We start from the raw sequence: 25933 nt of genomic DNA on the forward strand, positions 1-25933 counted from the left end.
GGGTTGGGGCGGGGCCCGGCCGGGCCCGTGGTTTGCGCGGCCCGCGCCCGCCCCCCCCGCCGGCCCGGCCCCCCCCCCCCCCGCGGGGGGGGGGGGGGGGCCGCCCGGGGGGGGGGGGGGGGGGGGGCCACCTCTCAACACGGGTGGTGTTCAACGCGGAGAGACCGTCACGCCACCTCGGTCCGCTTTCCGCTTCGCTGCATCCGAACCGATCCTCGACCTCCAGGGGAGGATGGGGACCGCACGTGTGGCAACCATCGGCATGGCAGGCGATGATGGAATATTACCGGTGTTTTGCCCGACGGAGCAAGTCGTTTCGGTAAGACCGAAATTCTTCAAGCCTTTCAACCCCACCTCTACTGTGCATGGGGTTGTTTTTCACTTTTTAGTCTTGGGAAGCGAAGGCGGGCTGGGAAGCGAAGGCGGGCCTACCCCGCCCCCGCGCGCTTCTTCTGCCAGACGAGATGCACCGCGCAGGTGCAGCCGGGCGGATGCGAGGCGAGGTCCTTCGACGTCTCGTCGTTCGCGGGCGTTGCCACGAAGGCCTTGTCGGTCTGCTGCGACGGGATGTAGTTCAGCACCGGCGCGAGCCAGCGCTCGGTTTCCGCCACCGTCATTCCCTTGCGTGCGGCATAGTCCTCGACCTGGTCACGCTCGATCTTGCCGACGCCGAAATAATAGCTCTCGGGGTTCGCGAAATAGAGCCCGGACACGGAGGAGCCCGGCCACATCGCAAAGCTCTCGGTCAGCTTCACGCCGGCAGTGGCTTCCGCATCGAGCAGCTCGAACAGCGTCGCCTTCTCGGTGTGATCGGGTTGCGCGGGATAGCCCGGCGCTGGACGGATGCCCTGGTACTTTTCGAGGATCAGATCGTCGCAGGAGAGTGCTTCGTCCGGCGCGTAGGCCCAGAACTCGCGGCGCGCGCGGGCGTGCATGCGTTCCGCAAAGGCCTCGGCGAGGCGGTCGGCCAGCGCCTTGCACAGGATCGAGGAGTAGTCGTCGTTGGCCATCTTGAAGCGGTCGGCGACCACGTCCTCGCCGATGCCGGTCGTGACGACGAAGCCGCCGACATAGTCGGGCACACCGGCACCAACGGGCGCGACGAAGTCGGCGAGCGCCGCGTTGAACCGGCCCTCGCGCTTCTCGAGCTGCTGCCGCAGCGTGTGCAGCGTCGCGATCGTCTTGGTCCGGCTCTCGTCGGCGTAGAGCACGATGTCGTCGCCCTGCGCATTCGCCGGCCAGAAGCCGACGGTGGCGCGCGCCCTGAACCATTTTTCTTTGACGATCAGGTCGAGCATTTTGCGCGCATCGTCATAGAGCGAGCGCGCGACCTCGCCGACCTTGGCGTCGTCGAGGATGGCGGGGAAGCGGCCGGCGAGCTCCCAGGTCTGGAAGAACGGCGTCCAGTCGATATAGGGCACGAGCTCGGCGAGATCGTATTCGTCAAAGCTGCGGGTGCCCAAGAAGGTCGGCTTCACCGGCTTGTTCTTGGCAAAGTCGACCGGCACGCGGTTGGCGCGCGCGGCCGCGAGCTTCAGGCGCTTCTTGTCCGCCTGCGCGCGCAGATGCGCGTCCGAGATTTTTGCGTATTCGGCGCGCACCTCGGCGGCGTAAGCCTCGCGCTTCTCGGGCGAGAGCAGCGAGGAGGCGACGCCGACGGCGCGACTTGCGTCATTCACATGCACGACGGGACCGGCGCGATAGCTCGGGTCGATCTTGACCGCCGTGTGCACGCGGCTCGTGGTGGCGCCGCCGATCAGCAGCGGCAGCTTCAAACCTTCGCGCTGCAATTCGCCGGCGAAGAACGCCATCTCGTCGAGCGAGGGCGTGATCAGGCCTGATAGCCCGACGATGTCGGCCTTCTCCGCCTTCACGGTCTCGACGATCTTGGCTGCCGGCACCATCACGCCGAGGTCGATGACCTCGAAATTGTTGCACTGGAGCACGATGCCGACGATGTTCTTGCCGATGTCGTGGACGTCGCCCTTGACGGTCGCGAGCACGATCTTGCCGGCGGACGAGGAGCCTTCGGTGCCGATGCCGTTGGCGAGGTTGCGCGCCTTCTCTTCCTCCATGAACGGCATCAGCCACGCCACCGCCTGCTTCATCACGCGGGCGGACTTCACCACCTGCGGCAGGAACATCTTGCCGTCGCCGAAGAGGTCGCCGACCACGTTCATGCCGGCCATCAACGGTCCCTCGATCACGTCGAGCGGACGCTTGGATGCCTTGCGGGCCTCCTCGGTGTCCACTTCGATGAACTCGGTGATCCCATGCACCAGCGAATGCGACAGCCGCTTCGCCACCGGCCATTCGCGCCAGGCGAGATCGGCTTCCTTGGTCTGGGTCTTGTTGCCGCGGAATTTCTCCGCAAGTGCCAGCAGGCGCTCGGACGCACCGGGGTCGCGATTGAGGATGACGTCCTCGCACACCTGGCGCAGCTCGGCGTCGATGTCGTCATAGACGATCATCTGCCCGGCATTGACGATGCCCATGTCCATGCCCGCCTTGATGGCGTGATACAGGAACACCGAGTGCATCGCCTCGCGCACCGGCTCGTTGCCGCGGAACGAGAACGACAGATTGGAGACGCCGCCGGAAATATGCGCGTGCGGTAGGTTCTGGCGGATCCAGCGCGTCGCCTCGATGAAGTCGACGCCGTAATTGTTGTGCTCTTCGATGCCGGTCGCGATCGCGAAGATATTCGGATCGAAGATGATGTCTTCCGGCGGGAAGCCGACGCGGTCCACCAGGATGTCGTAGGCGCGCTTGCAGATCTCGGTCTTGCGCGCGAACGTATCGGCCTGGCCGACTTCGTCGAACGCCATCACCACCACGGCTGCGCCATGGCGCCGGGCGATCTTGGCCTCGTGAATGAACCTCTCCTCGCCTTCCTTCATCGAGATCGAGTTGACGACCGGCTTGCCCTGCACGCATTTCAGGCCGGCCTCGATCACCGAGAATTTCGAGGAATCGACCATCACGGGGACGCGGGCGATGTCAGGTTCGGCGGCGACGAGGTTGAGGAACGTCACCATCGCGGCTTCTGAATCCAGAAGTCCTTCGTCCATGTTGACGTCGATGATCTGCGCACCGTTCTCGACCTGGTCGCGGGCGACCTGCAGCGCGGCGGTGTAGTCGCCGGCGGTGATCAGCTTGCGGAAGCGGGCGGAGCCGGTGACGTTGGTGCGCTCGCCGACGTTCACGAACGGGATGGCGTCCGTCAGGATGAACGGCTCGAGGCCGGAGAGGCGCAGGCGCGGTTCGATCTCCGGCACGATACGCGGCTTGTGCGGGGCGACGGCCGCCGCGATCGCCGCGATATGGTCCGGCGTGGTGCCGCAGCAGCCGCCGACGATGTTGACGAGGCCATCGCGCGCGAATTCGCCGACCAGGCGCGCCATGTATTCCGGGGTCTCGTCGTACTGGCCGAATTCGTTGGGCAGGCCGGCATTCGGATAGGCGCACACCAGCGTGTCGGCGACGCGGCCGATGTCGGCGATGTGCGCGCGCAGATCTTCCGCGCCGAGCGCGCAGTTGAAGCCGATGGTGACGGGTTTTGCGTGCCGCACCGAATTCCAGAACGCTTCCGGCATCTGGCCGGAGAGCAGGCGGCCGGATTTGTCGGTGATGGTGCCCGACACCATCACCGGCACGTCGATGCCGCGCTCTTCGGTGATTTCGGCGATCGCATAGAGCGCCGCCTTGGCGTTCAGCGTGTCGAAGATGGTCTCGACCAGCAGCAGATCGACACCGCCGTCGAGCATGCCGTTGATCTGCTCGCCATAGGATTTGCGCAAATCGTCGAACGTGACGGCCCGGTAGCCGGGATTGGAAACGTCGGGCGAGATCGAGGCGGTGCGGTTGGTCGGGCCGATCGCACCGGCAACGAAGCGCGGCTTGCTGTCCTCGGCCTCGACGCGACGAGCGGCATTGCCGGCGAGGCGGGCGCCTTCGCGCGCCATCTCGTAGACGATGTCGGTGAGGTCGTAATCGGCCTGCGCGATCGAGGTCGTCGAGAAGGTGTTGGTCGCGACGATGTCGGCGCCGGCGCGCAAATAGGCGGCGTGGATGTCCTCGATCGCCTGCGGCTGGGTCAGGATCAACAGATCGTTGTTGCCGCGGAGGTCGCGGTGGAAATTCTTGAAGCGCTCGCCGCGGAAGGCGGCCTCGTCGAACTGCAGGTTCTGGATCATCGTGCCCATGGCGCCGTCGAGCACGAGGATGCGCTCGCGCGCGGCATTGAGCAGGGCAGTTCGCTTGGGAGAAACGGGAGTGGTCATTTTATCTTAAGCCGCCTTCTGCGCGCTCTTGGCGCGGATGCCGAGCAAATGGCTGATCGCGAACACGAGATCGGCGCGGTTCATGGTGTAGAAATGGAAGGTGTCGACGCCGCGCTTCGCCAGCTTCTGCACCTGGCCGGCGGCAACCGTCGCAGCCACCAGCTTGCGGGTCTCGGCGTCGTCGTCGAGGCCGTCGAATTTCTCCGCCAGCCAATCCGGCACGGAGGTGCCGGCGCGGGTGACGAAATTGCGGGCCTGCTTGAAATTGTGCATGGGCATGATGCCGGGCACGATCGGAATGTCGATGCCTTGGGCACGGACGCGATCGAGATAGCGGAAGTAGAGGTCGTTATCGAAGAACACCTGCGTGATCGCGCGCGTCGCACCCGCATCGACCTTGGCCTTCAGCGTGTCGATATCGGCGTCGAAGTCGCGCGCTTCAGGGTGCTTCTCGGGATAAGCGGACACGGACACTTCGATGTCGCCGTGCCGCTTCTTGATGCCCGCAACGAGGTCGGCAGAACTCTGGTAGCCGTCGGGATGGCTGGAATAGGGCGTGCCGATGCCGCCGGCGGGATCGCCGCGCAGGCCGACGATGTGGCGGACGCCGACCTCGTGATAGCGGTCGACGATCTCGTCGATCTCCCCGCGCGAGGCGCCGACGCAGGTCAAATGCGCGGCCGGCAGCAGCGCGGTCTCCTTGAGGATGCGGGTGATGGTTGAATGGGTGCGCTCGCGGGTCGAGCCGCCGGCCCCGTAGGTCACGGAGACGAATTTCGGGTCGAGCGGGGCGAGCCGGTTGATGGTCTCCCAGAGATTGCGCTCCATCTCCTCCGTCTTGGGCGGAAAGAACTCGAAGGAGATCGCAGGCCGCTTCGAGGAGAGGTGCCCGTTTTGGAGGTGCCCGTCTTGCCCTTCGGCTCGGGCAGGCGTCGTCAGATCAGTCATGGCACCACTCACTCCAGGGGCTCGTCCGGCTTTCGGCGGCCGGCAGTCAGGTCTCGATTGGATGTGGGCAAGATAAGCCAAAGCGGTCGCACTCGACAGCCCATCGGGGATGGGAAGTAGCCCACTTTCATCAGTAACGGTGGAAATATTGAACGGATGAGGGTGTGAGTGGGAAGTGCGTAGATCTAACAAAATGTTATATAAATCAACAAATTGAAACGGTTTTGGCGGCGAGCAGAAGCAAGTAAGGGGCGTGGGCAGTGTGAAGATGGTGTTGCCACGACAAGTCTTGTCCCATCGCCTCAACTGGCGCTGCCGTGCGGGTTCGCGGCCCGCACACGCCAGACCTGCGCAGTCTGCCCATTGCCGCCGCGCCGGCCTTCACTACCTTAGCGCGCCATGATCCCGCTCTCAGTTCTCGACCTCTCCGTCGTCACCACAGGTACAAAACCCGCCGCGGCGCTGCGCAACAGCATCGATCTGGCGCGCCATGTCGATGGGCTTGGCTATGTCCGTTACTGGCTCGCCGAGCATCACAACCTCGCTTCGGTGGCGAGCCCGGCGCCCGACGTGATGATCGGGCAGATCGCGGCGGTGACGAAGCACATCCGCGTCGGCTCCGGCGGGGTGATGCTGCCCAACCACGCCCCGCTCGTCGTGGCCGAGCGCTTCAAGATGCTGGAGGCGCTGTTTCCCGGCCGCATCGATCTCGGTCTCGGCCGCGCCCCCGGCACCGACGGCGCCACGGCCTACGCACTGCGCAGCCGGCTCGACCGCCGCGAGGGCGACGACTTCCTGGAGCGGCTGCACGAACTGATTCTGTGGGAGACCCGCGAATTCCCCTCGGGCCACCCCTACCACAACGTCGTCGCGATGCCCGACGACACCAAGCTGCCGCCGATCTGGCTGCTCGGCTCCAGCGACTATTCGTCGGAGCTCGCGGCGCAGGTCGGCATGGGTTTCGCCTTCGCCCATCACTTCGCATCCCATGACGCGATCGATGCGATGGTGCATTACCGCAACCGTTTCCAGCCCTCGGCCTGGAGCGCGAGCCCGCGCGCGATCCTCGCCGTCGCCGTCATCACGGCCGACACGGATGAGGAGGCCGAAAAGCTCGCCACCTCGTTCGATCTCAACCGCCTGCGCCGCGACCGCGGGCAATATCTGCCGCTGCCGAGTGTCGAGGAGGCGCTGGCCTATCCCTATACGGACGCCGAGCGCATTTCGATCTCGCGCAACCGTTCGCGCCTCTTCGTCGGCAATCCGGCGACGGTGCAGAAGAAACTGCAGCCGTTGATCGATGCGAGCAAACCGGACGAGCTGATGGTGATTACGGCCGTGTACGATCACGACGCACGGAAGAAGTCGTATTCGCTGCTGGCGGACGCGTTCGGGCTAAGAGCAGCGGCGTAATGGTCTCGTGCCCCGGACGCTGCGCAGCACGCAGTGATGCGCTGCAGAGCGGGGGCCCATCGAAGTTCTGTGAATTGCGGCCCCTGGGTCCCGGCTCGCGCTTCGCGCGTCCGGGACACGCAATCAATCCTGCTGCGTTTCGCTGAACGTCGCGCGGAAGGGGTGTCCCGGATACACGCCGACGATGCGGAATTCGCGCGAGAAGAACTTCAGCTCCTCGATCGCGAAGGCGAGCCCCTTGTCATCAGGATGGCCGTCGACGTCGGCATAAAACTGCGTGGCGAAGAAATTGCCGTCGACCATGTAGCTTTCGAGCTTGGTCATGTTGACGCCGTTGGTGGCGAAGCCGCCGAGCGCCTTGTAGAGCGCGGCGGGCAAGTTGCGCACGCGAAATACAAAAGTCGTGACCAGCGGGCCGGAGCCTTGCGCTGCCCATTTCGGCTCGCGCGCCAGCACTACGAAGCGCGTGGTGTTGTGCGCCTCGTCCTCGATGTCCTCGGCCAGAATGTCGAGACCGTAGATTTTTGCCGCAAGCCGCGAGGCGATCGCGGCGACGGCCTTGTCGTTGCGCTCGGAAATGTCGCGGGCGCTGCCGGCGGTGTCGGCGTGCACGATCGGCTTGACGCCGAGCTTTCGGATGATGCGCCGGCACTGGCCGAGCGCATGCACGTGGCTCTCGACGCTTTTGATGTCCTCAAGCTTGGTCCCCTTCACCGCCATCAGCTGATGGCGGACCGGCAGAAACCATTCGCCGATGATGAAGAGGCCGGAGGCCGGCAGCAGATGATGGATGTCGGCGACGCGGCCGGCGACCGAATTCTCGATCGGGATCATGCCGAGATCGGCCTCGCCCGACGAGATCGCCGACAGCGCGTCCTCGAAGGTGGCGCAGGGCATCGGCTCGGCGTCGGGATAGGCCTCGACGATGGCGATGTGGGAATTGGCCCCAGGTTCGCCCTGGAATGCGATTTTCAGCTTGCTCATGATCGGCCTTGTAACAGCGGCTCAGGATTTGGAAAGGATGCTGCGGGCGGTCTCCAGGTCCGCCGGCGTGTCGACCCCGCGGGGCACGGTATCGACGATGGTGAAGTCGATCCGCATCCCGGCCTCCAGCGCCCGGAGCTGCTCGAGCTTCTCCTGCAATTCCAGCGGGGATGGCGGCAGCGAGACGTAGCGCTCCAGCGCGGCGCGGCGATAGGCGTAGAGGCCGATATGGTGGTAGCGCGGTCCGTCGCCGGTCGGCGCGGTCGCGCGGGTGAAATAAAGTGCGCGCATGCGTTTCCCGCCGAGCGAGGTTCCGATCGCCTTTACAACGCTCGGCGCGAGGTCCTCCTCCTCGGTAAGGATCTGCGAGGCCAGCGTCGCGATGTCCACGGCCGGATCTTGCAGCGGCGGCAGCACCTCGCGGATGTTGTCGATCGTGATGGTCGGGAAATCGCCCTGGAGATTGACCACGATCTCGGCCTTGCGTGAGGGATCGAGCTTCTGCATCGCCTCGTGGATGCGGTCCGAGCCAGAGGGGTGCTCCGGGCGGGTCATCACGGCTTCGCCGCCATGGGCGGTGACCACGGAGGCGATCTCGTCCGTATCGGTCGCGACCGCGACCCGGCCGATGCCGGCGGCCTCTGCCCGCCGCATCACGTGCACGATCATAGGCAGGCCCGCGATGTCTGCGAGCGGCTTGCCCGGCAGGCGGGTGGCGGCCATGCGGGCGGGGATCAGCACCAGGATGCGGGGATCGATCATCGGGTCAAGGGCCTGGAAACGAGAGGTTTTCCGCGTCGAGAAATGGGGTGGGGACGGGCTGAAAGCCGGGTCGCTTATACGGGTTGCCAGACCCCGGGCAAACCGATATCTCAATGGCAAAACTCGGGGAAACAACAAGGAACGTTTGATTCTCCCGAGGCTCGTCCTGGCGGCCGCTTGGCCGCTATTTCCTTACTGTGGTGTGGGGCCTGGCCGGAAATGGACTCTTTCGAACTGAACAAGATCCTCGGTGCCGTGCTTGGCACCTGTCTCATTCTGCTTGTGACGAGCTTTGCCGCCCAGGCGCTGTTCACACCGAAGCCGCTGGCGAAGCCTGGTTTCGAGATCGCCGTGAAGGAAGATGCCGGCCACGGCAAGGAAGGTGGCGCCGCTGCTGCGCCCTCCGAGCCGATCGAAAAGCTGCTCCAGACCGCTTCCGTCGAAAAGGGCGCTTCGGCTGCCAAGAAGTGCGGCGCCTGCCACACCTTCGAGAAGGGCGGCCCGAATCGCGTCGGTCCGAACCTCTATGGCGTCGTCGGCGAAGCCAGGGGCGAGGGCCGCAACGGCTTCAACTTCTCAGCCGCCATGAAGGCCAAGGGCGGCACCTGGTCGTTCGACGATCTCAACAAGTTCATTGCCAACCCGAAGGGCTTCATCCCGGGCACCGCGATGGGCTTCGCCGGCATCCCGAAGGACTCCGAGCGCGCCGACGTCATCGCCTATCTGAATTCGCTGTCAGAGCATCCTCAGCCGATCCCGACGGCGTCGAAGTAAGGCCGTCAAAAACCGATCTTGAATGTGCGGCCAGGCTGAAAAGCCTGGCCGTTCGCTTATCCGGGCCTCGCGGTGAGTTTATCGGGGCGTTTGGCCGCATCCGCTGGGCCGCCCGGGCTTCCAACATGAGGAAAAAGCAACATATTCCGTCGAAACCTCGCCTATATTGAGCACTTAAAGGGGTAACCTCCTTCAAGACCAGGAATGTTGATTTGGCCATTACCCGACGCGATCTCCTGCTCACCGGCACTGCTGCCGTAGCGCTCCCCGCCCTCGGTTCCGTAGGGGGCCTTCCCGTCATCGGCACGGCCGCGGCGCAATCCGCCAGTGAGGCGCCCTGGCGCCACGCGCTGTCGCTGTTCGGACAGGTCAAATATCCCGCCGACTTCAAGCGCTTCGATTACGTCAATCCGGAAGCGCCCAAAGGCGGTGTCGCGCGCCAGATCGCCGTCGGCACTTTCGATAATTTCAATATCGTAGTGGCGGGAGTGAAGGGGCAGGTCGCCGGTGCCGTCGCGTTCATCTACGAATCCCTCACGACGCCCTCGCTCGACGAAGTCTCGACCGAATACGGCGCGCTGGCCGAGGCCGTCAGCCACCCGGCCGACTTTTCCTTCGTCACCTATCGTTTGCGGCCGCAGGCCAAATGGCATGACGGCAAGCCGGTCACTGCGGACGACGTGATCTTCTCGCTGGATGCCTTCAAGAAGCATCACCCGATGTACTCGGCCTATTACAGCCATGTGGTGAAGGCCGAGAAGGTCGGCGAGCGCGAGGTGAAGTTCGTGTTCGACGCACCGGGCAACCGCGAACTGCCGCAGATCGTCGGGCAGCTCACGGTTTTGCCGAAGCATTGGTGGGAGGGGACCGACGCGCAGGGCCGCAAGCGCGATGTCTCCGCGACCACGCTCGAAATACCGCTCGGTTCCGGCCCCTACAAGGTCAAGGAATTCGTGGCGGGACGGTCGATCGCGCTGGAGCGCGTCAAGGATTATTGGGGGCGCGATTTCGCCACCAATGTGGGCCGCAACAATTTCGACGAGATGCGCTACGAGTATTTCCGCGATGCCACCGTGGCGATCGAGGCTTTCAAGGCCGATCAGGTGGACTGGCGCACCGAGAACAGTGCGAAGAACTGGGCGACAGCCTACGACTTCCCGGCCGTGACCGAAAAGCGGGTGATCCTCGAGGAGTTCGCCAATCGCAGCTCGGGTGTGATGCAGGCTTTCGTGCCGAACCTGCGCCGCGCCAAATTCAAAGATCCTCGCGTCCGTCGCGCGCTCAACTATGCGTTCGACTTCGAGGAAATGAACAAGCAGATCTTCTACGGTCAGTACAAGCGCGTCAGCAGCTATTTCGACGGTATCGACGAGCTCATGGCGACCGGGTTGCCGCAGGGGAAAGAGCTCGAGATCCTCGAGACCGTCCGCGCCGAGGTCCCGCCGGAAGTGTTCACGACGGCCTACACCAATCCGGTCGGCGGCAGTCCGGAAGCCGTGCGCGACAATCTTCGCGAGGCGCTGCGCCTGTTCAAGGAGGCCGGCTACGAGGTGCGCGACCGCAAGCTGGTCGACGTCAAGACCGGTGCGCAGTTCACCCTGGAGCTGCTGAATCAGGATCCGAGCTTCGAGCGGGTCACGCTGTTCTACAAGCCGTCGCTGGAACGACTCGGCATCGCGGTCAGCGTGCGCACGGTCGACCCGACTCAATACGAGAACAGGACTCGGGACTGGGATTTCGACGTCGTCACCAACTCATGGGGCGAGTCGCAGTCGCCCGGCAACGAGCAGCGCGAGTTCTGGTCGTCCAAGACGGCCGACATCGCTGGTTCGCGCAATATTGCCGGCATCAAGAATCCGGCGGTCGACAAGCTGATCGAGCGGCTGATCTACGCCACGGGTCGCGACGATCTCGTCGCGGCAACCAAAGCGCTCGACCGCGTGCTGCTGTGGAATAACTACGTCGTTCCGCAATGGACCTATTCGAAGATCCGCACCGCGCGCTGGGATCGCTTCGGCCGACCGGCGGAATTGCCCAAATACGGTCAGTCCGGCTTCCCGTTCATCTGGTGGTACGACGCAGACAAGGCGGCACGGATCGCAAAGAAGTCGTGAAGGACATCCCCCGCATGACGCAGATGTCACGCCGCCATGTGCTGGTCTTGGGTGTCGGCGGCACTCTCGGTGCGTCCCTCGGCGCGCTGATGTTGCCCGGCGCACGCGCATCGGAGGCGGGGATCGAGGCGCACGGTATCTCGGCGTTCGGCGATCTCAAATATTCCGCCGACTTCCACCATTTCGACTATGTCAATCTCGATGCGCCGAAGGGCGGCACGTTCTCGCTCATTCCCTCGGTGCGGGCCTACAACCAGTCCTACCAGACCTTCAACTCGCTCAACGCCTTCATCCTGAAGGGTGACGGCGCGCAAGGCATGGACATGACGTTTGTGCCGCTGATGGCGCGTGCAAATGACGAGCCTGATGGAATGTACGGCCTTGCCGCCAAATCCGTGCGGATATCGCCTGATAGGCTGGTCTATCGCTTCACCATGCGGCCCGAGGCGAAATTCCACGACGGCAGCAAGCTCACCGCCCACGACGCGGCGTTTTCGCTGACATCGCTGAAGACCAAGGGACATCCGCTGATCATCGTGCAGATGCGCGACATGGTTAGTGCGGAAGCGATCGACGACGCGACGCTCGTTGTGACCTTCGCCAAGGGGCGCGCCCGCGACGTGCCGCTTTATGTCGCGAGCCTGCCGATCTTCTCGAAAACGTATTATGCGTCGCGCGCCTTCGACGAAACGTCACTCGATATCCCGCTCGGCTCGGGTCCGTACAAGGTCGGCAAGTTCGAGGTCAACCGCTATATCGAGTATGAGCGCGTCAAGGACTGGTGGGCCGCCGACCTGCCGGTTTGCCGCGGCAGCTACAATTTCGACGTCGTGCGCTATGAATTCTATCGGGATCGCGATGTCGCGTTCGAGGGGTTCACCGGCAAGAACTATCTTTATCGGGAGGAATTCACCTCGCGCATCTGGGCGACGCGCTACGACTTTCCGGCGGTGAAGGACGGGCGCGTCAAGATGGAGGTGGTCCCCGACGACACGCCGTCCGGTGCACAGGGCTGGTTCATCAACACGCGACGCGACAAGTTCAAAGATCCGCGCGTGCGCGAGGCCTTGATCAATGCCTTCGACTTCGAATGGACCAACAAGACCATCATGTACGGCGCCTATGCCCGCACCGTGTCGCCGTTCCAGAACTCGGACCTCATGGCAAGCAATGGGCCTCCGTCGCCGGAAGAGCTGAAGCTGCTGGAGCCGTTTCGCGGCCAGGTGCCCGACGAAGTGTTCGCCGCACCGTTCACGCCTCCGATCTCGGACGGCTCCGGCCAAGATCGCAGCTTGTTGCGCAGGGCTCAGCAACTTCTGACCGAGGCTGGCATGCCGATCAAGGATGGCAAGCGGGTGCTGCCGAATGGTGAGGTCTTCAGGATCGAGTTCCTGCTGGACGAGCCTTCGTTCCAGCCGCACCACGCGCCCTACATCAAGAACCTGGGCACGCTCGGTATCGAAGCGAGCGTGCGCCTCGTCGATGCCGTGCAACACAAGGCGCGCCAGGAAGATTTCGACTTTGACATGACGATCCAGCGTTTCAGCATGTCGGCGACGCCGGGCGACGCGATGCGATCGTTCTTCTCCTCGCAGGTCGCGGCAACCAAGGGCTCGTACAATCTTGCGGGCGTCGCCAGCCCGGCGATCGATGCCATGATCGAGAAGATCATGGCGGCTGACAACCGCGAGGATTTGACCGTCGCCTGCCGCGCCTTCGACCGCCTGTTCCGCGCCGGCCGTTACTGGGTGCCGCAATGGTATAACAAGACGCACCGGCTCGCTTATTGGGACCAATTCGCTCATCCGCAGAAGCTGCCACGTTACGCCAACGGCGTCGGCGCTCCCGAAATCTGGTGGCACGATAATGCCAAGGCGGCCAAGCTCGAGCAGGCGAAATAATCATGAGCGCCTATATCGCCCGCCGCATCCTCCTGATGATCCCGACCCTGCTCGGGATCCTCTTCGTCTCCTTCGTCGTCGTGCAATTCGCGCCGGGCGGCCCGGTCGAGCGCGTCATCGCGCAGCTCTCGGGCGCCGACACCGGCGGCAGCTCGCGCATCTCGGGCGGCGGTGATTTTGCTCAGCGCGCGCCCGGTCAGCTGGGCGCTGGTGGCGATGCCATCAATTCGAAATATCGCGGCGCGCAGGGCCTGGACCCTGACTTCATCAAGAAGCTGGAGAAGCAATTCGGCTTCGACAAGCCGGCCCCCGAACGCTTCGCGCTGATGGTGTGGAATTTCGCCCGCTTCGATTTCGGCAACAGCTATTTTCGCGATGTCAGCGTGCTCCAGCTGATCAAGGAAAAGCTCCCGGTCTCGATCTCGCTTGGCATCTGGCTGACGCTGCTGACCTACCTGATCTCGATTCCGCTCGGCATCCGCAAGGCGGTCAAGGACGGAACGCGCTTCGATACCTGGACGTCGAGCGTACTCGTGCTCGGCTATGCGATTCCCGGCTTCCTGTTCGCGATCCTCCTGATCATCCTGTTTGCCGGAGGCTCGTTCTTCAACTGGTTTCCATTGCGCGGACTTACGTCGGACGGCTGGTCGCAATTTCCCTGGTACTGGAAGATCATCGATTACTTCTGGCATTTGACGCTGCCGCTGATCGCCATGGGGCTCGGCGCGTTCACCACCATGACGTTCCTGACCAAGAACTCGTTTCTGGACGAGATCCGCAAGCAATACGTGATGACTGCGCGCGCGAAGGGCTGCAGCGAGAATCGGGTGCTCTATGGCCACGTCTTCCGCAACGCGATGCTCATCGTGATCGCGGGCTTTCCCAGCACCTTCATTCACGCTTTCTTCTCGGGCTCGCTTCTGATCGAGACCATCTTCTCACTGGATGGGCTCGGACTGCTCAGTTTCGAGAGCGTTCTCAACCGCGACTATCCCGTGGTGTTCGGCACGCTCTTCATCTTTTCGCTCGTCGGCCTCGTGATCAACCTCATCTCTGACCTGACCTACATGTGGATCGATCCGCGGATCGATTTCGAGGCACGGGAGGTCTGATGACACTGACCGCCCCGACCCCGATCGAAACCACCGCAAAGTCGCCGCTCGGCGATGCTGTGCCGATCACGCGCAAGCCGTTCGTGCCATCGCCGCTCAACCGGCGGCGCTGGCAGAATTTTAGGGCGAACCGGCGCGGTTACTGGTCGTTCTGGATCTTCATGATCCTGTTCGTGGTGTCGCTGTTTGCCGAGCTGATCGCCAATGACCGGCCGTTCCTGATCAAGTACGACGGCCATCTCTACTGGCCGGCCTTCGTCACCTATTCCGAGACGACCTTCGGCGGCGACTTCGAGACGGCGGCCGACTACCGCGATCCCTATTTGCAGAAGCTGATCAAGGACAAGGGCGGCAGCATCGTCTGGCCGCTGATCCGCTATTCCTACGACACCCACAATCTCGACCTGCCGACGCCGGCGCCGTCGCCGCCGACCTGGATGCTGACCGAGGCGCAGTGCAAGCCTGTCGTCGAGAAGAAGGGCCTCAAGAGCTGCCGCGACCTCGAATACAACTGGCTCGGCACCGACGATCAGGGCCGCGACGTCGTTGCGCGCCTGATCTACGGTTTCCGCATCTCGGTGCTGTTCGGCCTGTGCCTGACCATTGTCTCCTCCGTTGTCGGGATCGCTGCCGGCGCGGTGCAGGGCTATTTCGGCGGCTGGGTCGACCTGTTGTTCCAGCGTTTCATCGAGATATGGACTGCGATCCCTTCGCTCTACCTCTTGCTGATCCTCTCGTCGGTGCTCGTGCCTGGCTTCTTCGTGCTGCTCGGCATCCTGCTCCTGTTTTCCTGGGTGTCGCTGGTCGGGCTCGTGCGCGCGGAATTCCTGCGCGGGCGCAATTTCGAGTACATCCAGGCTGCGCGCGCCCTCGGCGTGTCGAACGCCGTGATCATGTTCAAGCATCTGCTGCCGAACGCGATGGTCGCGACGATGACGTTCCTTCCGTTCATCGTCTCCTCGTCGGTCATGACGCTCACGGCCCTCGATTTCCTCGGCTTCGGGCTGCCGCCCGGCTCGCCGTCGCTCGGCGAACTGCTGTCGCAGGGCAAATCCAACGTGCAGGCGCCCTGGCTGGGTTTCTCCGGCTTCTTCTCGGTCGCGATCATGCTGTCGCTCTTGATCTTCATCGGCGAAGCCGTGCGCGACGCCTTCGATCCGCGCAAGACGTTCAAGTGAGGGCGTGATGGACGCGATCAACCAGCCCCTGCTTGCCGTCCGCGACCTCTCGGTGGCCTTCCACCAGGGCGGCGCGACGACACTTGCGGTCGACAAGGTCTCGTTTCAGATCAAGCGCGGCGAGTGCGTCGCGCTGGTCGGCGAGTCCGGCTCCGGCAAGTCGGTCAGCGCGCTCTCGATCCTGAAGCTCCTGCCTTATCCGAATGCCTCGCATCCCTCGGGCAGCATCCGCTTCAAGGGGCGGGAGCTGATCGACCAGTCCGAGCAGCAGATGCGCGAGATTCGCGGCAGCGATATCTCCATCATCTTCCAGGAGCCGATGACCTCGCTTAATCCACTGCACACGATCGAGGCGCAGATCGGCGAGATCATTCAGCTCCACAATCCGACCAGCAATGCCGAGGCACGCAAGCGGACGCTGGAACTGCTGACGCAGGTCGGCATTCCCGAGCCCGAAACGCGGCTCAACAGCTATCCGCACCAGCTCTCCGGCGGCCAGCGTCAGCGCGTCATGATCGCGATGGCGCTCGCCAACGAGCCGGACCTCCTGATCGCGGACGAGCCGACCACGGCGCTCGACGTCACCGTGCAGGCGCAGATCCTGGCGCTGCTCGCCGAGATCCGCTCCCGGCTCGGCATGAGCCTGCTCTTCATCACCCACGATCTCGGCATCGTGCGCCGCATCGCCGACCATGTCTGTGTCATGAAGGGCGGTGAGATCGTCGAGCAGGGGCCGGTCGAGCAGGTCTTCAGGACCCCGAACCATCCCTATACGCGCGACCTGCTCGCGGCGGAGCCGAAGCCCGATCCGGCGCCGCCGCAGCCAAATGCACCGGTGGTGATGTCCGCCGATGATTTGAAGGTCTGGTTTCCGATCAAGCGCGGCCTGATGCGCAAGACGGTCGGCCACATCAAGGCGGTCGACGGCGTCAGCATTGCCGTGCGCAAGGGCGAGACGCTCGGCGTCGTCGGCGAATCCGGCTCGGGCAAGACCACGCTCGGGCTGGCGCTGATGCGGCTGATCTCCTCGAACGGCCGCATCGTGTTCCTCGGCAAGGACATCCAGGGCCTGCGTTTCAAGGAGATGCGCCCCTTCCGGCGCGACATGCAGATCGTGTTCCAGGATCCATTCGGCTCGCTCAGCCCGCGCATGTCGGTCGCCGACATCATCGCCGAGGGCCTCACCGTGCATCAGCCAAAGCTGTCGCGCGAAGAGCGTGAGGCGCGCGTCGTCAAGGCGCTCGAGGACGTCGGGCTGAAGGCGGACACCCGCTACCGCTATCCGCATGAATTCTCCGGCGGCCAGCGCCAGCGCATCAGCATCGCGCGGGCGGTGGTGCTGGAGCCGGATTTCGTGGTGCTGGACGAGCCGACCAGCGCACTCGACATGCTGATTCAAGCGCAGATGGTCGACCTCTTGCGGGAGCTCCAGCGCAGGCGCGATCTCACCTACATGTTCATCTCGCACGATCTGCGCGTCGTCGCCTCGCTCGCCAGCCATCTCATCGTGATGCGCGGCGGCAAGGTGGTCGAGGAGGGACAGGCCGCCGAACTGTTCAAGAGCCCGAAGACGGATTACACGCGCGCGCTGTTCGCGGCGGCGTTCCGGCTGGAGACGGCGGGGAACGGGGCGGTGGCGACGTAGCTCGGGTCAGAGCCGCTTGATCGCGATGATTTCGCTGCCAGCCGCCTTGATCCGCGCGATCGCCGGTTCGGTCGCCTCGATCACAGTTGCCATGTGATGCGCGTTGGCGTGAACCATGGCGCCGCCGTCGCGGACGATGGCGACATGGCCCTTCCAGAAGATCAGATCGCCGCGTTGCAGCTTGCTCCGCTCATGCGGCTCCAGCGCGCGGCCGAGCCCTGCCTGCTGCATGTCGCTGTCGCGCGGGCAGCCGATGCCTGCTGCTGTCAGCGAAACCTGCACGAGGCCGGAGCAGTCGATGCCGAGGCTGCTCTTGCCGCCCCAGAGATAGGGCGTGCCGACGAAGCGCTCGGCGACCGCGACGAAGTCCGGCTCGCGATGACCGAGCGGGGCGAGATGGGCCTTCGGCAGATATTGTCCGTCGCGCGTCACGGCGAAGCTGCCGTCCTCGCGCACCTCCGCAATCTTCGAGCCCAGCGCGAGCGTGCCGGCCGGCGGCAGCTTGATCGAGGGACCGGGGAAGGCGAATGTCCGGAGCGCGCTCACCTTGTGGGTCGGGGCGGCCGATGGCTTCATCAGCGCTGCATCAGGCAGCCAGCCGACATAACCATCGCCACCAAGCTGGCCCCAGGCCCAGCCCTCGCCATTGCGATCGTAGACTGTGACGCGTTCGCCGCGCAGCGCCTCCGTCATCAGCATCGCGTTCGACGACGGCTGCTCGCGCACGGGTGCGATCGCCTCGAAGACCTCGAATTCCTCGCCCGTGACAAAGCGGTCGGCTTGCACCTTGCCTTCGAGATATTTCGCGGCGAGGTCGCCGCGCGCAGGTGTCAGCCTTGGATCGTGTCCTGGATCATGCATAGCGCTCGCTCAGCAATGTGTAGATGGCGCGCGCGGCCTGGCATTCGCCGCCTTCGGGCCGCGCCGGCTTTGCCGACGGGGTCCAGCCGTAAATATCCACATGAAGCCAGCTCTTCGCCTGCTCGACGAACCGTTGCAGGAACAGCGCGCAGGTGATCGAGCCGGCAAAGCCGCCGGAGGGTGCGTTGGTAATGGTGGCGGTCTTGGAGTCTAGCCACGCATCGTAAGGCGGCCACAGCGGCATGCGCCACAACGGATCGTTCTCCTTCGCCGCGCACCGCGCGACGTCGGCGGCCAGCGTCTCATCATTGGTGTAAAAGGGCGGTAAATCCGGCCCCAGCGCGACGCGCGCCGCGCCGGTCAGCGTGCCCAAATCGATCAGAAGGTCCGGCTTTTCCTCGTCGGCCAGCGCCAGCGCGTCGGCGAGCACGAGCCGGCCCTCCGCGTCGGTGTTGCCGATCTCGACCGTGATGCCCTTGCGCGAGGTGAAGATGTCGAGCGGCCGGAAGGCATTGCTGGAGACGGCATTTTCGACCGCAGGAATCAGCACGCGCAGGCGGACCTTGAGCTTCGCATCCATCACCATGCGCGCGAGCGCCAGCACGTTGGCGGCGCCGCCCATGTCCTTCTTCATGATCAGCATGCCGCTCGACGGCTTGAGGTCGAGCCCGCCGGTGTCGAAGCAGACGCCCTTGCCGACCAGCGTCACCTTGGGATGATCAGGATCGCCCCAGCCGATGTCGATCAGCCGCGGCGCGCGGTCGGAGGCCATGCCGACGGCGTGGATCAGTGGAAAATTCGTCCTCAGATCCTCGCCGATGGTGCAGGCAAAGCTCGCACCGAATTCCGTGGCGAGCGCTTGCGCGGCCGCAGCAAGCTCTTCCGGGCCCATGTCGTTGGCCGGCGTGTTGATGAGGTCGCGCGCCAGCATCGCGGCATCCGCCATGCGATTGATCTCGGCCGCGTCGACGCCATCGGGCGGTACCAGCCGGACGGCGGGGCGGTCAGCCTTGCGGTAGCGGGCGAAGCGATAGCACCCCAGTGCAAAGGCAAGCGACGCCAGCCGCGTATCGTGCGGCGCATTGGCAAAGCGATAGATACCGGGCGGCAGCAGGCCGGGCAGGGCGCCCGGCCGGAACAGGTCGCGTGATCTCGCGCCCTCGTCCTCGAGTCCGAACAGCACCTGCGCGATCGCGCCGTCCGGCGCGGGCAGCGCGAGATAGCCGCCCGGCTTGGCGGCAAAGGCGCTCGCGGTGGCGAACTGGCGCTGCACCGGCGGCAATTTCTCGGCGACCTGATCCCAGCTCGACTTGGTGACGAAGGTGATCGGGATGGCGGTGGGCGACGTCTCGAAGACAGAAGGCATTGGCGGGTCCGGATCGTCAGATCAAGCAGGTCATGCGAACGGACGAGACTTCGCAGAGTTTCGCCGCGGCTGCAATCGGCTTTGCTGTCACCGTTCAGCGACCCGCTACTCGCCGCAAGGGGCCCATGCTAGGTTCCGGCAACGGCCGCCGGATCGACTGGGAAAACTATGCAGGAGATGACCGGCGGCCGAAGACGAGGCCTGCCGGGAGGAAACTGCAATGGAATTTGTGTGGAGCGTGGTCACATTCATCGGCCAGGCCGTCGAGGCGATTTTTGGTTATGTCGAGCATCATCACTGGATCTTCGCATTCCTTGCCGGCGGTTACGTCTTCTATCTCCACGACCGTTCCGTCCACGCGCGGTTCGATGCGCTCGACAAGCGCATCGACGAAATCCGCAAGCGGCTTGCCATCGAATATTGATCGGGTGAGCGAAACCATCGCCGGGCGGATCTCGTATCCATGCTGAGAACTGCCGTTCACGAGCGCGCGGCCGCGGGGCTTTACTAGCGCCGCGGTTGTGGCATTATTGATGGATATTTTAGATTGTGCCGTGCGGTTCTGCTGGCATCTTGCGCAGCAACGCGGCGGGCCGGCTTGATATCCGGCCAAACCTGTTCGTCGAAAGCATTCTTCTCATCGTTTGGGCGGCGCAGCATTCGCAAATGAGCGGCGCAAAATGGATAGAGCGTTCGTTATTGCGCAGATTTCCGACCTGCATCTGGACGGGTCAGGCCGGCTGCTGGCGACGATCGAGGCGCTCGGTGCCGCAATCCGCGAGGCGATGGTGGACTTCGCGGACGTTCCCGATCGCATTCTGCTGATCACGGGTGATCTCGTGGACGACCCGACGCCGCGCGCGCTGGACGAAGCGCTCGCCGTCATCGCGTCCTTCCGGCAGACCGGACTGTTCACCGACATCCAGGCGGTCGCGGGCAATCACGACGTCAAGCGCCCGAGCCAGCGCGCAGGCCGCCACGACGTCTATGATTATTTGCATCTGCCGCGGAGCTCCAAGAGCGTCTATTACCGCCAGGCTGGCCTCGATCTGGTGCTGCTGGACTCCAACCGCGCAAGCCTCTCAACGCTCGCGAGCGGCCATATCGACGAGAGCGCCTACAGCGCGCTTGTCGCGGATTCCGCCCGGCTGAGCGTCGAGCTCGCGGGCAGCATGGGATCCGTGGGGCGCGCCGACTATGCCGAGCCGGCGGAAAACCTGGTGCGCGTGCTGGCGTTGCATCATCATCCGCTGCCGCAGGCGACCGGCGAAGGAAAGCGGTTTCTCGGCGTGCCCGACGAACCGCTGATGTATCTAGCGGCGCCCGCAACTTTCCTCGAAGCGGCGACGTCGCTCAACGTCAATCTGGTCCTGCACGGACACCGGCATGTCGAGGGGCTCACCCGCTATTCGATCCCGGATCCGCGTGCCACGCGGAGCGCGAGCGGCGAAGCCTTCTGGCGTACGATCTACGTGCTCTCCTGTCCGTCCTCGACCGGGCAGGCCGGTGACGATGCCGGCTTCAACATCATTCATTTTGGCGCATCGTCCCAGGCCGGCGGCGCGGAGCACCAGTTCGCAATCACACGCTATTCGCGGCCGCGCAACGACGGCACCTTCGGGCTGCTCGACTCGAACCTGCCGGACGGCGTCATCAGGTTGCCGGCAGGACGGGATTTTTCCCGCGATCCCGCCGTCCAGTCGGCCATCGAGATCGCCTCATGTGCGATGCTGAAGCGCGATCAAGTTGTCGCACAGGCCCGCCGGCTGCTGATGCGCCGCGCTTTCTATGCCGACGGCGAGGTGGATTGGCCGAGCGCGCTCCACGCCTATCTCGTCACCTCATGGGTCTGGGCCGATATCGGGGGCAAGTTCGCGAGATCGGAGCGCAGGGATGACGCCGAGGCGCTGGCCGCGGTGAAGTTGTTGCTGCGCCGCTTGATCGAGCACTGCGCCGACGTGCTCGGCATTGACGATGTTCAGCTCGACGAGCTGCTTGCGAAGCGGCTGGTCAATCGCGACGACTTCCGGCGCGAATGGCCCGGGATGCCGAGCGCGGGCGTCGATGTTGCCCAGGCGCGGCGGCTGCAATTGCTGCTGCACGACCTGAACGAGCCGGTGAAGGTGCTCGGTCTCGAGCTGGCCCTCGGTGGCGAGCCGCCGCCGCAGACACCGCCGTGAGGGGCAGCCAGGCTGACGTTAACCGGCCGTTAGGGTTAACAGTCTATTGCTGGCGCGTTCGGCTCGATCAATCGGCTCGTGAGTCAAAAGCGTCATGCGTCAACGGTTCAGTCTTGCCCGGCTTCTCGCGTCCACTTCGCTGGTGGCGGCAGTGGCCATGGGCCTCGGCGGCTGCACGGCCATGTCGAAACTCTCCGACGTCACGGGCTCTGTCGGGCCGCGGACGGAAGCCGCCCCCGCCGATCCCGCGCGCGCCGTCGAGGTCTATGGCGAGCGCTACCGTGCCAATCCCAAGGACGCCGACGCGGCGCTCGGCTACGGCCAGGCCTTGCGCGCCAACGGCCAGCGCGCCCAGGCCGCCGCCGTGCTCGAGCAGGCGACCATCGCCAATCCCGGCAACAAGGCGCTGCTCGCGCAGTATGGCCGCGCGCTCGCCGACAACGGCAATTTTCAGCAAGCCTTCGACGTGCTGTCGAAGGCGCACTCGCCCGACAATCCGGACTGGCGCCTGCTCTCGGTGCAGGGCACGGCGCTCGATCAGATGGGCCGCCACGACGAGGCGCGTTCCTATTATGCGAGCTCGTTGAGGATCGCACCGGGCGATCCCGGCGTGCTCTCCAATCTCGGCCTGTCCTACATGTTGTCGAAGGACCTGCCGAAGGCCGAAGAGGCGTTGCGGCAGGCCTACGCCTCGCCGCGCGCCAGTACGCGGGTGCGGCAGAATCTCGGCCTCGTCGTCGGTCTCCAGGGCCGCTTCGCCGAAGCCGAGACGATCGTGAAGGCCGACCTGCCGCCGGACCAGGCCGCGGCCAATGTCGCTTACCTGAAGGAAATGCTGAGCCGCAGCGACGCTCCGCGTGGGGCACCGAAGCGGACGCCGGTCGCCTCGCTCAGCCAGCCCGACTGATCAGAACCTGATCTTGCAATCCTGAAGCTGCCGGCGGACCGCGCGCGGTCCGCGTCTCGACGTCAGTGCAGCTCGCTGATCTTGATGCCGGTCGGTCCGAGAATGACGACGAACAGCACCGGGAGGAAGAACAGGATCATCGGCACCGTCAACTTCGGCGGCAGCGCGGCGGCCTTCTTCTCGGCCTCGTTCATGCGCATGTCGCGGTTTTCCTGCGCCATGACGCGCAAGGAATGCCCGAGCGGGGTGCCGTAGCGCTCCGCCTGCTGAAGCGCGAGACACACCGACTTGACGCCCTCGAGCCCGGTGCGCCGCGCCAGGTTCTCATAGGCGACTTTGCGATCCTGCAAATAGGACAGCTCGGCCGTGGTCAGGGTGAACTCCTCGGACAGCGCGATCGACTGGCCAACGATTTCGGTAGCGACCTTCCGGAACGCCATTTCGACCGACATGCCGGATTCGATGCAGATCAGGAGCAGGTCGAGCGCATCGGGGAAGGCGCGCTTGATCGATAGCTGGCGCTTGGAGATCGCATTCTTGAGGAACAGCATCGGCGCCTGAAGGCCGAGATAGGCCGCGCCGATGCAGATGCCGATCTTGATCGGCATCGACTGCTGCATATGCGCGATCAGGAACACGTAGATGATCGAGCCGACGAACAGCACGAGCGGAGCCACCATGCGGGCGAAGAGGAAGGTGATGTAGGGCGCCTGGCCGCGATAGCCCGCCATGATAAGCTTGTCGCGCGCGGCTTCCTGCGCGAGCCATTTGGTGAGGTTGAAGTCCTCGACGACCCGGGAGACGACCTGCTTCGGCGTTTGGCGCAGCGAGACCTTCTCGCTCTTGTTGAGGCGCTCGCGCTCGCGCTGGCGGATGCGCTCGCGCTCGCTCGCCACCGCCTTCATGCGCTTGGCGAGGCCTTCGCCGGCGAAAAGCGGCATCACCAGCGTATAGACGGTGGCGCTGGCGGCGATGGCCGCCAGCAGCATGGTCATGAAGCGGACATCATGCAGTTTCGAAACGAGGAATTCGACCATACGGCACCGTTAGAAATCGAAATTGATCATCTTCTTCATCACCATGATGCCAATCGACATCCAGACGACGCAGCCGACCAGCATGAGCTGGCCGGTCGGATGGATCCAAAGCAGCGAGATGTAGTGCGGAGTCGTGAGATAGACGAGGAACATCACGATCGGCGGCAGCGAACCGATGATGCCGGCCGAGGCCTTGGCCTCCATCGACATTGCCTGGATCTTTTCCTTCATCTTCTTGCGGTCGCGCAGCACCTTGGAGAGGTTGCCGAGCGCTTCGGAGAGGTTGCCGCCGGATTTTTGCTGGATCGAGATGACGATGCCGAAGAAGTTGGCTTCCGGCAGCGGCATGCGCTCGTACAGACGCGAGCAGGCCTCGCCGAGCGGCATGCCGATCGCCTGGGTCTCGATGATGGCCAGGAACTCGCTGCGCAGCGGCTCAGGCGAGTCGGCGGCGACGACCTTGATCGATTCAAACAGCGGCAGGCCCGCCTTGATGCCGCGAACGATCACGTCGACCGCATCGGGCAGCGCCGCCAGGAATTTGTTTTCGCGTCGCTTCTTCAGGAAGCCCAGCGCCCAGCGCGGCAGGCCGAAGCCGCCGGCAAAGGCAAGGCCGGCGGCGCCAAGCAGGCCGCCGCCGACGAACATGGCGGCCGCGAACAGCACTCCCGCCACGACGGCGGACACGATCCAGAATTTCTGTGGCGTCCAGTCGAGCCCTGCCTGCGACAGGCGAACACCGAGCGGAACGCTCTTCTCCTGCTGGCGCCGCGCCTCGAGATCCTTGAGCGACGTCTCGACCTGCTCGCGGCGCGACCGCTGGCTCTTTTCGGTCTGCTTGGCCGCGGGCGCATCGGCGCGCGCGATCGAGGCACGGCGGTTTTCCGCCTTCCGTTCTCCGGACAGGAGCGGATAAAGGAACACCCAGGCGATGCCGCCGACGGCGGCAGTGGCGAGGAAGGCGAGGGCAAGGACCTGCATATTCATGGCTGCGCCGATCTGCTCATGTCTTCGGCGCGACTTCCGCCGCATCGAGCGCAGCGGCAAGGCGCTTCTCGTCGCCGTAATAGCGCGCACGCTCCCAGAATTTCGGGCGGCCGATGCCGGTCGAGCGGTGCCGGCCGATGATCTTGCCGTTGGCGTCCTCGCCGACCATGTCGTAGAGGAAGATGTCCTGGGTGATGATGGTGTCGCCTTCCATGCCCATCACCTCGGTGATGTGCGTGATGCGGCGCGAGCCGTCGCGCAGGCGCGCGGCCTGGACGATGACGTCGATCGAAGCGCAGATCATCTCGCGGATGGTGCGCGAGGGCAGTGAGAAGCCGCCCATCGTGATCATGGATTCGCAGCGCGACAGTGCTTCGCGCGGATTGTTGGCGTGGAGCGTGCCCATCGAGCCGTCATGACCGGTGTTCATGGCCTGGAGCAGGTCGAACGCCTCGGGTCCGCGGACTTCGCCGACGATGATGCGTTCGGGGCGCATACGCAGGCAGTTGCGCACCAATTCGCGCATGGTGACCTGGCCTTCGCCCTCGATGTTGGGCGGACGGGTTTCGAGGCGCACCACGTGCGGCTGCTGGAGCTGGAGCTCGGCCGCGTCCTCGCAGGTGATGATGCGCTCGTCGTGCTCGATGTAGTTGGTCAGGCAGTTGAGCAGCGTGGTCTTGCCGGAGCCGGTGCCGCCGGAGATCAGCACGTTGCAGCGGACGCGGCCGATGATCTGGAGGATTTCCGCGCCCTCCGGCGAGATCGCGCCGAACCTGACCAGCTGATCCAGCGTCAGCTTGTCTTTCCTGAATTTTCGAATGGTGAGCGTGGGCCCGTCGATCGACAGCGGCGGCACGATGGCGTTGACGCGGGAGCCGTCGGCGAGGCGCGCGTCGCAGATCGGCGAGGATTCGTCGACGCGCCGGCCGACCTGGCTGACGATGCGCTGGCAGATGTTGAGGAGCTGCTGATTGTCGCGGAAGCGGATGCCGGTGCGCTGGATCTTGCCGGCGACTTCGATGTAGACGGTGTCGGCGCCGTTGACCATGATGTCGGCGATGTCGTCGCGCGACAGCAGAGGCTCCAGCGGGCCGTAGCCGAGAACGTCGTTGCAGATATCGTCGAGCAGCTCTTCCTGCTCGGCGATCGACATCACGATATTCTTGATCGCGATGATCTCGTTGACGATGTCGCGGATTTCCTCGCGCGCGGACTCGGAGTCGAGCTTCGCGAGCTGGGCGAGGTCGATGGCCTCGATCAGCGCACCGAAGATCGTCGCCTTGACCTCGTAGTAATTGTCCGAGCGGCGGGATTCCATGGCCGGCGCCGGCCGGGCGGGGGCAAGCGGCGGCGAGGCGACGGCCGGCGGGGGCGGCGCGCGCGACACCGCGGGCGCCGGAGCCTGGGCAGGCTCTGGCGACACGGCGCCGGGCTTGGGAGCCCGAGTATCGGTGTCTGTTCCGCTACGCTTACCGAACACT

At 64.5% G+C, this 25933-nt stretch carries 19 protein-coding genes; 10 read left to right on the plus strand and 9 right to left on the minus strand.

Annotated features, from left to right (window positions below; translation table 11 throughout):
- Positions 1 to 428 precede the first annotated feature (428 nt).
- The gene (gene metH / locus ABIB95_RS21895) at positions 429 to 4283 is read right to left on the minus strand and encodes a methionine synthase (protein ID WP_354242077.1); all 3855 of its coding nucleotides are present in this window, start codon (positions 4281 to 4283) and stop codon (positions 429 to 431) included.
- 6 nt (positions 4284 to 4289) lie between these two features.
- Positions 4290 to 5231, minus strand: a complete 942-nt coding sequence (metF, locus tag ABIB95_RS21900; RefSeq protein ID WP_354242080.1) for a methylenetetrahydrofolate reductase [NAD(P)H] — start codon at positions 5229 to 5231, stop codon at positions 4290 to 4292.
- Positions 5232 to 5630: 399 nt separating this feature from the next.
- Here metF and ABIB95_RS21905 point away from each other — a divergent pair, with 399 nt between their 5' ends.
- Positions 5631 to 6644, plus strand: coding sequence for an LLM class flavin-dependent oxidoreductase (locus tag ABIB95_RS21905; protein WP_354242083.1), 1014 nt, complete (start codon positions 5631 to 5633; stop codon positions 6642 to 6644).
- Positions 6645 to 6767: 123 nt separating this feature from the next.
- On the opposite strand, the gene ABIB95_RS21910 is transcribed toward ABIB95_RS21905, so the two are convergent.
- On the minus strand, positions 6768 to 7628 hold the full coding sequence (locus tag ABIB95_RS21910) for a prephenate dehydratase (RefSeq protein ID WP_354242086.1): 861 nt from the start codon (positions 7626 to 7628) through the stop codon (positions 6768 to 6770).
- Between the two features lie 21 nt (positions 7629 to 7649).
- Positions 7650 to 8390, minus strand: a complete 741-nt coding sequence (locus tag ABIB95_RS21915) for a 3-deoxy-manno-octulosonate cytidylyltransferase (RefSeq protein WP_354242089.1) — start codon at positions 8388 to 8390, stop codon at positions 7650 to 7652.
- 219 nt (positions 8391 to 8609) lie between these two features.
- Between ABIB95_RS21915 and ABIB95_RS21920 the strand changes: the two genes are divergently transcribed.
- The 6 genes from ABIB95_RS21920 to ABIB95_RS21945 all read left to right on the plus strand — a co-directional run bounded on the left by ABIB95_RS21920 (position 8610) and on the right by ABIB95_RS21945 (position 17114).
- Complete coding sequence (locus tag ABIB95_RS21920) at positions 8610 to 9164, plus strand: c-type cytochrome (RefSeq protein ID WP_071916710.1); 555 nt, start codon at positions 8610 to 8612, stop codon at positions 9162 to 9164.
- Positions 9165 to 9376: 212 nt separating this feature from the next.
- The gene (locus tag ABIB95_RS21925; protein WP_354242091.1) at positions 9377 to 11278 is read left to right on the plus strand and encodes an extracellular solute-binding protein; all 1902 of its coding nucleotides are present in this window, start codon (positions 9377 to 9379) and stop codon (positions 11276 to 11278) included.
- A 14-nt stretch (positions 11279 to 11292) separates the two neighbouring features.
- Complete coding sequence (locus tag ABIB95_RS21930; protein WP_354242094.1) at positions 11293 to 13179, plus strand: extracellular solute-binding protein; 1887 nt, start codon at positions 11293 to 11295, stop codon at positions 13177 to 13179.
- Positions 13180 to 13181: 2 nt separating this feature from the next.
- Entirely contained in the window at positions 13182 to 14291 is a 1110-nt protein-coding gene (locus ABIB95_RS21935) for a microcin C ABC transporter permease YejB (protein WP_028148358.1), read from the plus strand.
- A complete protein-coding gene (locus ABIB95_RS21940) occupies positions 14291 to 15469 on the plus strand; it encodes an ABC transporter permease (RefSeq protein ID WP_063980960.1) in 1179 nt (392 codons plus the stop codon). The genes ABIB95_RS21935 and ABIB95_RS21940 overlap by 1 nt, the downstream gene beginning before the upstream one ends.
- Before the next feature lie 7 nt (positions 15470 to 15476).
- Positions 15477 to 17114 (plus strand): ABC transporter ATP-binding protein, encoded by a 1638-nt coding sequence (locus tag ABIB95_RS21945; protein WP_354242097.1) that lies wholly within the window; start codon positions 15477 to 15479, stop codon positions 17112 to 17114.
- Positions 17115 to 17120: 6 nt separating this feature from the next.
- On the opposite strand, the gene ABIB95_RS21950 is transcribed toward ABIB95_RS21945, so the two are convergent.
- Entirely contained in the window at positions 17121 to 17975 is an 855-nt protein-coding gene (locus ABIB95_RS21950; RefSeq protein WP_354242100.1) for a C40 family peptidase, read from the minus strand.
- Positions 17968 to 19341 (minus strand): leucyl aminopeptidase family protein, encoded by a 1374-nt coding sequence (locus ABIB95_RS21955; protein WP_354242102.1) that lies wholly within the window; start codon positions 19339 to 19341, stop codon positions 17968 to 17970. The genes ABIB95_RS21950 and ABIB95_RS21955 overlap by 8 nt, the downstream gene beginning before the upstream one ends.
- A 220-nt stretch (positions 19342 to 19561) precedes the next feature.
- On the opposite strand from ABIB95_RS21955, the gene ABIB95_RS21960 reads away from it, so the two are divergent.
- The 3 genes from ABIB95_RS21960 to ABIB95_RS21970 all read left to right on the plus strand — a co-directional run bounded on the left by ABIB95_RS21960 (position 19562) and on the right by ABIB95_RS21970 (position 22428).
- Positions 19562 to 19765: a hypothetical protein gene (locus tag ABIB95_RS21960; protein WP_018454690.1), complete on the plus strand. Its 204-nt coding sequence runs from the start codon at positions 19562 to 19564 to the stop codon at positions 19763 to 19765.
- A gap of 256 nt (positions 19766 to 20021) precedes the next feature.
- Complete coding sequence (locus ABIB95_RS21965; protein WP_354242105.1) at positions 20022 to 21521, plus strand: metallophosphoesterase family protein; 1500 nt, start codon at positions 20022 to 20024, stop codon at positions 21519 to 21521.
- A 94-nt stretch (positions 21522 to 21615) separates the two neighbouring features.
- On the plus strand, positions 21616 to 22428 hold the full coding sequence (locus ABIB95_RS21970; protein ID WP_354242108.1) for a tetratricopeptide repeat protein: 813 nt from the start codon (positions 21616 to 21618) through the stop codon (positions 22426 to 22428).
- Between the two features lie 62 nt (positions 22429 to 22490).
- Here the strand turns inward: ABIB95_RS21970 and ABIB95_RS21975 are convergent, their stop codons facing one another.
- Genes ABIB95_RS21975 through ABIB95_RS21985 form a run of 3 tightly spaced genes read right to left on the minus strand, consistent with a single transcriptional unit; the run spans position 22491 to position 25932 of the window.
- Positions 22491 to 23465 carry a type II secretion system F family protein gene (locus ABIB95_RS21975; RefSeq protein WP_063980966.1) on the minus strand — a complete coding sequence of 325 codons (975 nt, stop codon included), beginning with the start codon at positions 23463 to 23465 and terminating at the stop codon, positions 22491 to 22493.
- Positions 23466 to 23474: 9 nt separating this feature from the next.
- Positions 23475 to 24452 (minus strand): type II secretion system F family protein, encoded by a 978-nt coding sequence (locus ABIB95_RS21980; protein WP_354242111.1) that lies wholly within the window; start codon positions 24450 to 24452, stop codon positions 23475 to 23477.
- Between the two features lie 16 nt (positions 24453 to 24468).
- On the minus strand, positions 24469 to 25932 hold the full coding sequence (locus tag ABIB95_RS21985; protein ID WP_071916702.1) for a TadA family conjugal transfer-associated ATPase: 1464 nt from the start codon (positions 25930 to 25932) through the stop codon (positions 24469 to 24471).
- Position 25933: the final 1 nt, after the last annotated feature.

Source organism: Bradyrhizobium sp. LA2.1, from assembly GCF_040547725.1.
Taxonomy (GTDB): Bacteria; Pseudomonadota; Alphaproteobacteria; order Rhizobiales; family Xanthobacteraceae; genus Bradyrhizobium; species Bradyrhizobium barranii.

Bases quoted from the DNA above. Each gene is read 5' to 3' on its own strand.
- metH (WP_354242077.1), bottom strand. From the start codon at position 4,283: ATGACCACTCCCGTTTCTCCCAAGCGAACTGCCCTGCTCAATGCCGCG.
- metF (WP_354242080.1), bottom strand. From the start codon at position 5,231: ATGACTGATCTGACGACGCCTGCCCGAGCCGAAGGGCAAGACGGGCAC.
- ABIB95_RS21905 (WP_354242083.1), top strand. From the start codon at position 5,631: ATGATCCCGCTCTCAGTTCTCGACCTCTCCGTCGTCACCACAGGTACA.
- ABIB95_RS21910 (WP_354242086.1), bottom strand. From the start codon at position 7,628: ATGAGCAAGCTGAAAATCGCATTCCAGGGCGAACCTGGGGCCAATTCC.
- ABIB95_RS21915 (WP_354242089.1), bottom strand. From the start codon at position 8,390: ATGATCGATCCCCGCATCCTGGTGCTGATCCCCGCCCGCATGGCCGCC.
- ABIB95_RS21920 (WP_071916710.1), top strand. From the start codon at position 8,610: ATGGACTCTTTCGAACTGAACAAGATCCTCGGTGCCGTGCTTGGCACC.
- ABIB95_RS21930 (WP_354242094.1), top strand. From the start codon at position 11,293: ATGACGCAGATGTCACGCCGCCATGTGCTGGTCTTGGGTGTCGGCGGC.
- ABIB95_RS21935 (WP_028148358.1), top strand. From the start codon at position 13,182: ATGAGCGCCTATATCGCCCGCCGCATCCTCCTGATGATCCCGACCCTG.
- ABIB95_RS21940 (WP_063980960.1), top strand. From the start codon at position 14,291: ATGACACTGACCGCCCCGACCCCGATCGAAACCACCGCAAAGTCGCCG.
- ABIB95_RS21945 (WP_354242097.1), top strand. From the start codon at position 15,477: ATGGACGCGATCAACCAGCCCCTGCTTGCCGTCCGCGACCTCTCGGTG.
- ABIB95_RS21950 (WP_354242100.1), bottom strand. From the start codon at position 17,975: ATGCATGATCCAGGACACGATCCAAGGCTGACACCTGCGCGCGGCGAC.
- ABIB95_RS21955 (WP_354242102.1), bottom strand. From the start codon at position 19,341: ATGCCTTCTGTCTTCGAGACGTCGCCCACCGCCATCCCGATCACCTTC.
- ABIB95_RS21960 (WP_018454690.1), top strand. From the start codon at position 19,562: ATGGAATTTGTGTGGAGCGTGGTCACATTCATCGGCCAGGCCGTCGAG.
- ABIB95_RS21965 (WP_354242105.1), top strand. From the start codon at position 20,022: ATGGATAGAGCGTTCGTTATTGCGCAGATTTCCGACCTGCATCTGGAC.
- ABIB95_RS21970 (WP_354242108.1), top strand. From the start codon at position 21,616: ATGCGTCAACGGTTCAGTCTTGCCCGGCTTCTCGCGTCCACTTCGCTG.
- ABIB95_RS21975 (WP_063980966.1), bottom strand. From the start codon at position 23,465: ATGGTCGAATTCCTCGTTTCGAAACTGCATGATGTCCGCTTCATGACC.
- ABIB95_RS21980 (WP_354242111.1), bottom strand. From the start codon at position 24,452: ATGAATATGCAGGTCCTTGCCCTCGCCTTCCTCGCCACTGCCGCCGTC.